The 12,621-nt window shown below is 46.7% G+C and carries 8 protein-coding genes; 5 read left to right on the top strand and 3 right to left on the bottom strand.

What is annotated here, in order from left to right; genetic code table 11:
• Window positions 1–457 precede the first annotated feature (457 nt).
• The 5 genes from OEM52_09985 (at window position 458) to OEM52_09965 (ending at window position 7,035) form a co-directional block, all read left to right on the top strand.
• Window positions 458–817 carry a hypothetical protein gene (locus OEM52_09985; GenBank protein ID MDK9700460.1) on the top strand — a complete coding sequence of 120 codons (360 nt, stop codon included), beginning with the start codon at window positions 458–460 and terminating at the stop codon, window positions 815–817.
• 27 nt (window positions 818–844) lie between these two features.
• Window positions 845–2,416: a T9SS type A sorting domain-containing protein gene (locus OEM52_09980; GenBank protein ID MDK9700459.1), complete on the top strand. Its 1,572-nt coding sequence runs from the start codon at window positions 845–847 to the stop codon at window positions 2,414–2,416.
• An 82-nt stretch (window positions 2,417–2,498) separates the two neighbouring features.
• Window positions 2,499–3,422 (top strand): hypothetical protein, encoded by a 924-nt coding sequence (locus OEM52_09975; GenBank protein MDK9700458.1) that lies wholly within the window; start codon window positions 2,499–2,501, stop codon window positions 3,420–3,422.
• Window positions 3,419–5,377 carry a sulfatase-like hydrolase/transferase gene (locus OEM52_09970; protein MDK9700457.1) on the top strand — a complete coding sequence of 653 codons (1,959 nt, stop codon included), beginning with the start codon at window positions 3,419–3,421 and terminating at the stop codon, window positions 5,375–5,377. Before OEM52_09975 ends, OEM52_09970 begins: the two co-directional genes overlap by 4 nt.
• 176 nt (window positions 5,378–5,553) lie before the next feature.
• A complete protein-coding gene (locus OEM52_09965; protein MDK9700456.1) occupies window positions 5,554–7,035 on the top strand; it encodes an alpha-amylase family glycosyl hydrolase in 1,482 nt (493 codons plus the stop codon).
• Window positions 7,036–7,161: 126 nt separating this feature from the next.
• Here the strand turns inward: OEM52_09965 and OEM52_09960 are convergent, their stop codons facing one another.
• From OEM52_09960 to OEM52_09950, 3 genes are all read right to left on the bottom strand, one after another.
• Window positions 7,162–9,303 carry a T9SS type A sorting domain-containing protein gene (locus OEM52_09960; GenBank protein MDK9700455.1) on the bottom strand — a complete coding sequence of 714 codons (2,142 nt, stop codon included), beginning with the start codon at window positions 9,301–9,303 and terminating at the stop codon, window positions 7,162–7,164.
• Window positions 9,304–9,691: 388 nt separating this feature from the next.
• On the bottom strand, window positions 9,692–11,320 hold the full coding sequence (ccsB, locus tag OEM52_09955; protein MDK9700454.1) for a c-type cytochrome biogenesis protein CcsB: 1,629 nt from the start codon (window positions 11,318–11,320) through the stop codon (window positions 9,692–9,694).
• Window positions 11,321–11,432: 112 nt separating this feature from the next.
• Window positions 11,433–12,621, bottom strand: a 1,189-nt coding sequence (locus OEM52_09950) for a cytochrome c biogenesis protein ResB (protein ID MDK9700453.1), incomplete at its 5' end; no start/stop codon positions are given.

The raw sequence follows: 12,621 nt of genomic DNA, 5'->3' as shown, positions 1-12,621 counted from the left end.
ACTCGAGAAAACCTCTACTCGAAAGATCCGCCGCTTCAAGTACCGGCAATAGTTCCTCACATGGTGCAAACCCGTGATACATTTTGAATAGACTCCATCGCGTGGAGTCTTTTTTTCTCTCCTTCTTACACGTAACAGGAATCTCTCACTCAACAGAAATCGACCACTCTCTGAGTCTAAAAGCAGAGTTGCGATATTCCATACCGTTGTAAAACACCTAACATCAAAATACACAATGGTATGCGTCATTTGCATCGTCAACACATCAGTTTGAACTTGCTGATTTCAGTGACAGTAAACAGTGTACACGCCGCCATCAGTTTACATTTCTGACAGATTCCATTTGCATCTAAGTGTAAAAAAAAAGTAGGTTATATGTAAAGGTTGGTTTAGAGTTCGATAGGAATTTTTGTAAATCGACTTGTCAACCTTTTCTCGCACAACAACGGAGCGTATCATGAAACGGAAACCACTCATTATTGCATTGCTATCGGTTGTTATAATCGTGTCGATGGCGTATGCCGAATACTACTTCACACATTCCGTAGATAATGGGGAAACAAAAGCCACCGAAAGTGTCTTAATGGAATCGGAGCGACAGTACTATGTTTATGTACATGGGGTAGGCACGGAAGGGGTTTTAGAACTGCGAGTCAAGGATTCACAAGGTAACACTGTCTTTTTCGCGCCCTCTGTCTATTTTGAAAATGTTGCTTTGTTTACTGTTCCATCCACCGGATATTATACATGTATAACGAAAAATATCACCACCGGTGAGAATCAACGTCTTCATGCGGACTGGTGGGATACAAATTAGTAAACTTGCTCACATTGTGAGAATTCAATGAAACAGCGCTTGACAATTTGTTTTTTCGCGTTTATAGCTTGCGCGACCGTTGGCTGGGGCGAATTACTGCGGGTTCCCAGCCAACACGCGAATATCACCGAAGCGGTTTCAGCTTCGATGAGAGGTGATACTATAGTTCTTGCCACCGGCCATTATCACGAAGTTGTTCCCGTCCCCCATTCCTTAACCTTTGCTTCAAATTGGATATTTACTCACGACTCGGCATCGATTGCTACAACGCAATGGTCGCCGGAAGACTCTTTATTTACGACAGTGGCTCGCCACGAACGATTAACCTTAGCAGGGATTCGTTTTCTGCCGATTGGTGATCCACGGCAAGGCGTAAGAATTCTGCGCGGCGATTCGCTTCACGCTGTTTTTCAAGCCTGCTGGTTTGAAGGGACTTTCGACTCAACGGCGAATTATGGCGATTCTTATATCCATAGTGCTAACGGATCACGCTTTGTTTTTGAGGATTGCCGCTTCTTTGGCGATTGGTCAGGTGGACGACCTTATATTCAGAATTTCTATGGCTCAATCGAAATCATGCGATGCTCAATAACAGGTCGCGCATATCGCTATCCGGGGTTTCCGACTATCTATATCCGCGGTGATTCAACAAAGATTTCAGACAGTTACTTTTCTTTCGATAGTTGGGGATTGTCAGTAGATGGAACGTTTGAAATTAGTGGATCACATTTTTATCGCACTGCAGTTTATTCAATTATCAACGCAAGCCAAAATCAACATCAGAAAGTAGTTCGAAACTGTATTTTTGATTCCTGCCGAGCTGGTCCTGGCATACCAATTATCGAATCCAACTCGATTTCGCCATTTAATATTGAAAATTGCGTGTTTCAAAATTGCTACACCGCTTCCGGTAACGGGTTTGCGATAATCGACTCATACCTCAATCTACGAATGCGTCATGTCATTTTTCGAAATATCGGAGTAATGCAAAGAGTGATTGCAAGCAGCTTTACCGACATCGATAGCTGTCGTTTTGAAAATACGCCTTTAGTGTTAACAATGAATCACGGCTATCCTCAAGATCAAGTTACAATTCGAAATACTGACTTTGTCAACTGTGCAAACTTTATCGCGGCAGGTGTACCCCCAAACATTGATTCACTGTTTGTCCCCGATTGTTACTGGGGAAATGCTTCAGGACCTCGCCATCCATGGAATCCGAACGGAACCGGAGTGATGGTTCCTACTTGGGTCAATCCTTTCCCCTTCCGTACTACTCCAGTATTCCCGCAGAATGAGATTGGTGATCCGGGTCATGTTACATACTCACTGCCGAATTCGATTGAGTTGTTACCCGCTTATCCGAATCCGTTCAATAATTCGACTACGATTCAATTTTCACTGCCGCAAGCAACGGATGCAATGGTTGCAGTGTTTGATATCACCGGACGTAAAGTGGCGACCTTGACCAACAGTAGATTAACTGCAGGAAGAAGTACACTCATCTGGAATCCAAAGCAACTTTCCACCGGTACCTATTTCGTCCGGTTATCGACACCCAATCAACAAGTAACCCGTCCCGTTACCTACCTGAAGTAATACCAAACCAAACGTACCAAAAGCGAAAGTTTGTTCGCGAACTCATGTTTTCTTAACTTGTTCCCTCAATTCAGGAGGAAAGGTGGAAGGCATCCGGTTATACATTTGGATTGTATTTTACATTCTACAACTGTGGCTGGTTTCCGTAGCAGTTTTCTTACCAGCGGTCATCGCATGGTTATCACGGGGGCGCCGTCCCGAACACCTTGCGATTGCCAATGAATTGCTCCCTCGTTTGTTACGGCTACAAGCGATTGCCCTGATTCTGTTCGGCACCGCGATCAGTTCCACATACTCGCGCCTCCCCACCGGACAATGGGGTTTCGGTTTGCTCGCAATTGAAAACGCCAATCCAGCATTCTTCTATCTTGGCGTCGCCGGGTTGTTTGCCGGGCTTTTGGGAGCTATCTGGTTGAAACGTTCCCAAGCGAAAAATGCGATTTCAACCAATGCAGGGTGGATTGCCACTGCAGGAAATTTTCTATATCTATTACTGCTGGTCGCAACATCATCGACTCTATTTCCCCCTGCCGATAGCAAAGGTATCGAACTCAATTCGCTCGATTTTCTGTTTCGCCTCTCCCATGTTCTCTTCTCGGCAATTGTACTTACTGGCGCCGAATTGGCATTTGCGACCCGCGCGCTTGGTCGTCGGATGGACAGTTCCTCCGAAGTTGCCGCCCGGTTAGGACAATGGTGGATGGTGATTGGAAGCTCAGTTCAAATCTTTACTGGCTTTGCATTACTATTACTGGCGGGCATGAAGGGCTACCCGGTTCCCGCCGGACACATCCTACTTACATTTGGGATATTACTCGCAATCGGTGTCGTTATCATGTCAGCAATGTCGCTTAGCAAATCCGGCAGTATCGAACGAATCGCCCGGGCAACCGCTATGACCGCATTAATGACACTATTTCTGATGGGTGCCTTGCGGGTGATTCATCTCAAAACGAAGTATAAGATGGCAATGGCGCCAATAAGTATCGAGTCGATCAAAGAATGAAGTACGTTTCCGACAGTGTGCGTGTCTGGCTGCGGTTGTTGCTTGCGGCAATGATTTTATTGCAGCTCTTCCGGGTGCTGTTCTTTTTCGCGTATCCGCAATTTCACCAAGCGATGACCATGTATGAGGTATTGCTGGGAATATTGGTTGGTTTGCGGTTCGATTTTGCAACATCACTCATTATTGTAACGATTCCCTGTTTATTTTTGTGGTTTCCCGTACCGGAACGCATCTATCGCATCCGGACGAATATCGTCGCAATACTGTCAATTGTTTCATTTCTTTTTGCTGCCGGATTTCTTTGGGCTGATTTCCACTACTACGAAGAAGCTGGTCACCATCTGACATTTGAAGTAAAAGGGATAAAAGGTGATCTCGGATCGATGACCAAACTACTTTTTTCTGAGTATTGGTTCTCGGCAATACTGATGATCGCGTTTTTAGTTTTCATGGTTTGGACGCTTAAAAAGCAGTTTAATCCCCTTCGCAAACGTCAGTCGGAGCGAATCGTTCCCAAGCATTGGTGGGGCTACGTTCCCATCGCTCTACTCATGATTTTAATTGCAGTGTTTGGGATACGTGGCGGTTTCCAATTAAAGCCAATGCGGATGACAAATGCTTTTCAAGGGGACAATGTACTCTCTGGTCATTTGGCTCTAAACGGTTGGTATACCGTTGTTACCTCTGCATTTGCCAATGAAGCGACAATCAAGGAATTGTTACCGGATTCAATCGCATTCAAAGAAACTCGCCGGATGATAATCGGACAAGGGGATAAGTTCCTCGACGACAAATATCCCATGTTCCGGCAAGCGACCGCATTATCTCCGATATATACTCCCGAAGAGAAACCAAATGTGGTTCTTATTGTTGTCGAATCGTTGACAGCGATGTATCTGAAGAGTTTCGGCGGCTCAGTTGCCACAATGCCATTTCTCGATTCATTAGCATCACAGAGCGTCGCTTTCACGAATTGCTATGCGATTGGTACTCGTTCAATGGAAGGATTGTCGGCAATCCTCTGTTCAATCCCCAATTTAATGGGGACACCGTTCATGGGCAGTTCTCAAGAGCAAACCAAAGTGCGAGGTATTGCAACGATTCTAAAGTCGCAAGGGTATTCTGCGCGATTTACTCACGCAGCGAAAGCCGGATCGATGAACATCATGCAAATTGCAAGCCTTGCCGGATATGATAAGTTTTATCACCAAGGTGACTTTCCTGCAGATAATTTTGACGGGCATTGGGGAGTTTGGGATCGTTACGTCTTACAACGCATGAATAAAGAAATGGACACATTACATGAACCATTTCATTACGCAACATTTACAATCTCAACTCACACACCATTTATCACCCCCCCGGAATTCAAACGTCCGTTTCCCGAATCGATGGAAAAGCAGCAAGTTTACAACTCATTTGCTAATTTCGATGTCGAATTGCGACGTTTTTTTGAGTATGAATCAAAACAACCACGCTTCGCAAAAACGATTTATGTGATACTTGGCGACCATACTTCGCAAGTACCCCCTGAAGGAACCGATGCGCGTTTCCGTATCGGCTGTTTGGTGTATGCGCCGGGTCGGCTCCCCCCAAAAGTTGTTACAATGCCGGTATCACAGCTTGACATCGTCCCGTCGATTATTCACTTGTGTGGACTTCCGGTAAAACATGCATCGTTTGGACGTTCGATGTTCGATCCCGATACACTTCGTCATGTGTATTTTACTCATCCCGGGATGGTTGGTTGGCGAGATAACCAACGCTTATTGATCAATAATCTGGAACGCGATATCCGGATGAGTGATCCGGTTATCGATCCACTGGAGAAAACAAATCTTTTGGCAACGGAACCGATTATTGCTGATAGCTTACGGAAGGAGCTGTACAGCTTTTATCAAACAGCAGAACGGCTGTTAATCGGGAACCGGATATTGCCGATGACCTTTCGATAGATTGCGATAGATGAAATAGCACAAGAACCGAGTTTTCTCTTTGCGTAAGGGGAAATTCCTTCCGATATTTAAGCATAAGATATTCCGCCTGAGGTTCGTTGCTATTGCAATGACAGAACAATCCTCATTCTTCCCAAATCATTTCACCACATAACCGCACGACCGGGGAGGCCGTTATGGCACGTCTCGTCATCCGCGAAGTAAATCTGCTCGCCGCTGTCCGGCAATTCGATCCGGATGGGAGAATCAACTCTCTGGACGCAATTCCCGATACTGAGTTAGACCGTTGGTGTACATTACCGTTAACACACATTTGGGGTATGGGACTTTGGCGGCGTTCACCGGCAGGACGATTAATTGCTATCGCACATGAAGGATTGCGGCGTGACTATTTCAATGCGCTGCCTGATTGGAAAGAAGACGATGTCGCCGGTTCCCCCTATTCGATTCAATCCTATGAGCCATGCGAATGCTTAGGTTCGCTGACTTCCTTGTTACGCTTTCGGCATCGGCTTGCGGAGCGCGGGCTTGGTTTTATTCTTGATTTTGTACCCAACCATCTTGCGATCGATCACCCATGGGTCAAACAGTATCCCGGGTACTTTATCTCACGCGGTGAAATTGAACCGGGACAAACCCCACCTCCCGGGTGGTTTGAAGTACATACCACACAAGGGGTGAAATGGTTAGCAAATGGTCGCGACCCCTACTTCCCAGCTTGGACCGACACCGCTCAGCTTGATTTTCGGCAGATTGATACCCGCGAGGCAATGATTCGTGAGTTGTTAAAAATTGCAGAGCTTTGCGATGGTGTCCGCTGCGATATGGCAATGCTGGTGCTTAATCCGATTTTCAAGCAAACTTGGGGTGGTAATTTTGATTACGTGCCGGAATTCTGGTCGCAGGCAATCGATGCTGTCAGGGCAATCAAACCTTCCTTTCTCTTTCTTGCTGAAGCGTATTGGGGCACGGAAAACCGATTGATCGAATTGGGGTTCGATGCGGTTTACGATAAAGATTTCATGGATCGTGCGGTGTATGGTAATACGAACGAATTACGTTCCACCCTCCCGGAACGCCGGGCATGGGGTGTCCGCCGGTTACGGTTTCTTGAAAATCATGATGAGGCAAGAATCGCATCAAGAGTTCCCCCGGAACAATTACCGGTACTCTCAGCTTTACTTTGGATGCAACCCGGCTACATTTTGTGGCATGAAGGGCAGGAGTATGGCGCAAAAGTCAAGTTACCTGTGCAACTAACTCGCCGACCGGTTGAACCGGTATTACTGGAACAGGCAGCATTCTGTACTGATTGTGGCCGCTGGTTGCGGGAGTTTCCTTTTGAGTACGCTTTCTCACAAATAATCGGTGTCAATCCTTCTGGTCAAAATGACGACACCTATAAAAAAATGGTTCCGATTCTTTGGTGGGCGGGAAATCGCCGATTGTTGTGGATTGGAAACCTTTCATCAGTTGTCGCGAGCGGACGAGTGCCTCTCCACATATCCGGCATTGCGGGAAGAACCGTTCGACTTCGCGACATCCGCGACAATACCGAATACGAACGTGACGGGGATGAGATGCTTGGCATTGGATTGTTCATTCAATTACCACCCGATGGGATGCATTGGTTTGAAATGACCACTGTGTTTGAGTAGTCGTATTTCGACGAATCTGCGTGAAGTTGATTTCATATTTCTGCTTAAAAGAAAGCCGCTTCCGTTGAAGCGGCTTTTGCTTGAGTAGATAGGTAGCATCTCTGAAATACCTTGCCGACAGACGTACTATCTCATCAGTACGATTTTCTGCGATGCGGAAATACTACCGGAGTTTACTGTAACAAAGTAAACGCCTGAAGCGACATTGCATCCCGCCGCATCACAACCTTTCCAGTATAACCGTTTTACTCCATTGGCAGAGAAGCCTTGAAACAGCGTCGCAACCGTTCTCCCTTGAATATTGGTAACATTGACCGAGACATGTCCGGTAACCGGTAAGGAAACATCGATGGCAGCCGTTGCGTTAAATGGATTCGGAGAAGTATGCAGTAGCAATGTCCGGTCTGGCAGTAACAACGACGTTTTTTCATCGACATCGGTGGATGGCTCATAATCGTAGAGGCTGATATTAGTGGAATCGGCGACATAGACTCGCTGATCATCGACTAATACACGGTATGCCGATCCCGGGGTGTTGTAAAAACCGACTGTTCGTAATTCGGTGTCCGATACACGCAACAGCACACGGATACCATTCCCTTTCTCAGAAACCAATACATAATCATCCAATACCGAAATCCCCGATGCATCCGACAATGAATCGAATTGTGCTTCGAGTTGTGGTTGCGCAGGATTCTCAACCGACAAAACTCGCAACGAATTTGCATTATTCAACACATACAGGTCGGTACCAGTGCATTGCAAATCGAGGATCGGCGAAGGAGCTGCCTGATATGTTCCCAATAGCGTTGGCGACATCGCATTGGTAACATTTACAATATGGACTGCGCCTGATTGCAACCCGAGATAAACGGTCATGCCATCCACTGCAACAGCAGTACCGGGCGTTGTAACGCGATACGCTCCACCGTAGGTTGGTGATCCAGGTGCAGAAACATCAATGATGCGAACTCCGTTGTCGATTGCGAAGTAGAGCTTAGTCCCTGACAATGTCATATCGAGGATTGTTCGATTTCCCTCCGTGTAAACCATTGCAGTGGATGGGGCGGAGGGATTTGTACAATTCATGACATGGATTCCGGAATTACTCGACTGCACATAGGCATAATTTCCATTTACAACAATCTGCCGAGCATCGGTTGGTGCATTCGATCGACCAATGATTGTTTGCAAATCGCTGCTGAATATCAACATCCCGCCGCTCCGATTCGCTACAAAGACATTCCCATTCCCCATCGCAATATGAGAGTCGTAACCGCCCAGATTGAATGTGGTATACGTTTGAGGAGATGTGGGAGTGGTTACATCAGTGATGCGTAATCCGTTACACGACAAAAATGCGATATGATTTGCAACCGTCAATTCCGTGGAGTTTTGCGCAGCTGTGTACAGATAGAGAATTGACGGCGAGGCGGGGTTCGCAACGTTGACAATCGTTAATCCGGCATTATTTGTTAAATACACTCGTCCATCCGAAGCAGCCACGTTCCACCAACCACCCGATGCAGGGGCAGGCAACGTTCCTACCAATGCCGTCGAATCGATGGGATTGATGGAGTAGATTGCTAAACCGCTCATGTTCGGTACGAATAAATGGCTAGTCTCGACAGCTAACCGCCGCGCCGGTTGATCAAGCCATGCGATTTCTACCAGTGTATCGGGATTAACAGTATTCAAAACTCGCACGGAAGTACTATCGGCAACGTACAATGTCGAATCGACAACTAAAGCACTCCAAGCTGAACCAGGGGTGTCGAAATGACTGCGGATTATTGGTGTACTCGGATCGGACGCATCGATTATAACTACTCCGGCACTACCTGCGGAAACGTATGCGATTTGCCCCACAGCATCCACCGCCATCGGTGTTCCGGGAAGATCAAGAGTGCTTATCAACGTAGGGGAGGCGGGATTCGCGATATCGATGATATGCAAGCAACCGCCCTCTTCTATCACAAAGGCAAGTGTATCTACGACATCAATCGCCTTCACAAATCCCAAAGTTGAGATACTTCCCAATTCCGATGGTTGCGATAGCGAAGAAATGTTTACTATCCGTAAACCGGAGTAACCAACAGCTAAGTACACCCGGTTCGGCATCCACTTGATTCCCTGAATGGAACTCACCCAATTATGATAGTTCCGGGTGATACATTCGACTCCGGAACTGTCTTGTGCAAACGAAGGCGATAGGAAGAATACTGCTAAAAGAACAGCGGTAAGAACGATACGAAGTAACTGGAACATAATACTCTCTCCTTCTTGACGATACATTAACTTACACTGTGAAATATCTCACAAGTGTGTACGTGGAAAGGCAATCTTCGGAACGGTTGCGTCTACTGTGAATACACACTAAACCAACCGAATGTTTACCGATACCTACATCGCTCGAGAGTAAAAATTACACTCGTCGAGTCGAACCATAATTCAAGAAGAGAGAGAAGAGCATGAAGAGAGGAGTGTAGCTATGATGCATACACTTTTCACAAAATATGAATAAATCAACTATTCTACCAAATAGATTTGATCAATTTCATAGTAAGTAAAATATAACCAATAATTTACTTAAATTCATTGGAACAGAAAAAGTGCCGAACGTAAGTCCGGCACTACTTTGTATCTGTCAAGTTACCTATGCTACTGCACTAAGACGCTTTTTACGCATCATCCAGTAACCAATCAGGAAAATAGTTTCAAAAACCAGATAAACCCACGCCAACGGTGGCATCGGTTCCGGGGAACCACCACCGGCATAACTGTGAAGTCCGGTTAAGAAGAAATTCACGCCATAATAGGTCATAAGTACAACCGGGAATCCGACAATGGATAGCACAGCGGTTCCCGTTCGCTTCCACCAACCAGAGAAACGACCGTGCGCCACCGCAAGATAGAAGAACCAAGTAATCAACGCCCATGTCTCTTTCGGATCCCACCCCCAATAACGACCCCAGCTTTCATTCGCCCACATCGCGCCTAAGATGATGCCGGTTACTAAAAACAACATGGCAATTTGAACGGTGCGATAAAGCGCTTTGTCCAAGTTGGCAAGCTGCGCAGGATCCTTTGGTTTATAAATCTCGTACCCGAGAACAAAGTGTCCAATCCCCATCGCTAATGCGCAAGCACTATATCCAAGCATCATTACCATCACATGGAAAGTAAGCCAATAGCTTTTTAAGACTGGCGCTAATGGCGTTACAAAGGGATCGAAAGGACTTGCGTCATTGACGACTAAAGCTATCACACCAAGTACTGCCGAGGCTGGCAGGAAAACCTTCGCCTTCGAGAAGAACTCGAAAAAGACTGCGAAGAACATGATACCGAAAGCAAGCATTTGCATCGATTCGTACATATTCGACCAAGGCGCTCGGCCGGAGATGTATGCACGTAACAACAATGCCGCCAAATGAGCAGCAAAACCGGTCAACCAGACTGTAACTGCAATCCATCGCAGGTTTGGTTTATTTGCAACCGAAAACGAAACGAAAAGCAAAAAGGAAAGTAAATAGAGGACCCACGCCCATCTTGCCGGATGATTCACATGATACCACGACTCTACTTTTAAGTGGGTATCGGTAACCATGGTTGAACCTGCCATGGTTTTCGTGGTCGAAGCAAACTGTGAAGCGGCAGTGTTAAAACCGTTTTGGTCATTCATCGCGAATGCTTTGCCCATATCCACCCAATAACCCATCGCACGGTGGATTTGCTCGTCGTTGGCGACGCCATGATCGTGTCGAGCCGGCGAACCCCACGGTTGATGTGGATCAGCGGGAGGAACTAATGGCAAATCCTGATTCAACACTTGCGATAAGGTCATCGCACGATGATAGGTTGCTCCCGCTTCCTTATGAATCTTCTTTTGCTCGTTATCCGGCATGTGGCGTACTTCCTCAATCAGTGCGCCAAATGCAGCATTATCACGAAGGGTTTCCAAGGAGAAGCGTTTTTTGCCGGGATTCAAACCAAGCTTTTCGCGCAATGGCAAATAATCGATCAGTATGAGTTCTGCTTTCGCGCTGGCATCGGGGTCGGATATCCACTGAAAAATCGATTGTAGCGGGTCCTGGCCGCCAATCGAACTCTTGCCATATATGTTACGAACCTGCTCTCGCGCGTATGTATCCAACGGCTTGATGCGTCCCCCATCCAACACCGGGATCATCCGCGCCGCATCCGGTTGCACCGCCGCAAAGGAAGGCACCACCAGTATGCACAGAAAGCTCGCAACTAACGCGATATGAATTGTCAGTTTACTCATTACCGATCTCCCATTTTTCCGGTAATATGATCATCGCAGTTTGTGCTGCGCAGATTGCTAACGATGAAAGCGGAAAAGTCTGCATTCGGAAACGATCCGAATCGCAAAACCGCTACGAATTTACTTGCTTTAATGGCGGCGGAAATCTCTTCTTCAAATAAGGTTTTACAAAAAAGATCCCGATTAATCCTAAGATGAGAATAATACTTCCGATATACACCGTCCATGTTCCGGGGTCGTACCCGACCGAAAACACTGAATACTCCGGAGTACCTTCAACAAAACTCGACTGAAAGAATTTCCAACCACGGTGCGTTAACGGTTGGTTCATCGCAATGTGGAAAGGGAAGGTCCCCATCTTGGGATCGGTGACTAATACATCACTTGAAAATGAGGCTGCTTGATTTGTCCCGGGATAAAATGTCCGTTTGAAATCGACCAGTGAAATCGTAAAACCGAGATCGACTTTTTGTGCCGTCATTCGGAACCGGGCATTTCCAACATCTGACACCATTTCTTCGCCGTAAGCCAACCAAACTGGATCCGAAGATATCCCTGCTTTGTTAGTTACGCTGAATTGAAGCGCAGGCATTCCTCCACGTCCCTTTGAGGGCTCATACATCACCGTTTGTATTACGCGGTCTTTACGTTCGATTACGGTGAGGGCGGCTGTACCGGTTGTCAAAGGTATCATCCGTCCAATTTGCACGGTATCCAGTTTCGCGAATCCATCGAATTGGCGGTGAAGTAATAGCATTGTCGGCGTCGCCACCAGAATCAAATCGTTAGGCTGTGCTGGGATTGCATTCCAGTCTGGTTGATCGGTAGGAATTTGTAGTAATTTTATTACTCCGATCATAGGGATTTCCCAACGGGAAGTTTGTGCGCTTCCTGCCCAGAGAAGTTCATCAGTCGAAGCCATAGGGGCCTCTAACCGGACAGCTACTGCGACGAATCCATTGGGATGTTCGGAGTACATTGATTTGCCGACGCCCGCCGGAAGAAACCGGATCAACGAAATGCTACCTCGTCCTTCAGGTAGTTGTATCACTTTCGGTTTCATCCCTTCTCGACGGGGAAGGGCCTCTAAGTGCAACGGTAACTCGCCAGCAACACCATCAGGGTATGAAACTTCGAGTTGATGACTGCTCATATCGAGAACAGAAGAACTATTACCCTCCGCGAGCATAAGTTGACCTTCTACACCCCAATTTCGACTGATAACAGCCCCGGCAAGTATAACAAGTATCCCGATATGGGTCATTATCCATCCGGCTTGGTGCGGGTAATATGGATAACGA

The sequence above is a fragment of the bacterium genome, from assembly GCA_030247525.1.
Classification (GTDB): Bacteria; Electryoneota; JAOADG01; order JAOADG01; family JAOADG01; genus JAOTSC01.
This window is presented reverse-complemented; position numbering and strand designations above follow the sequence as displayed.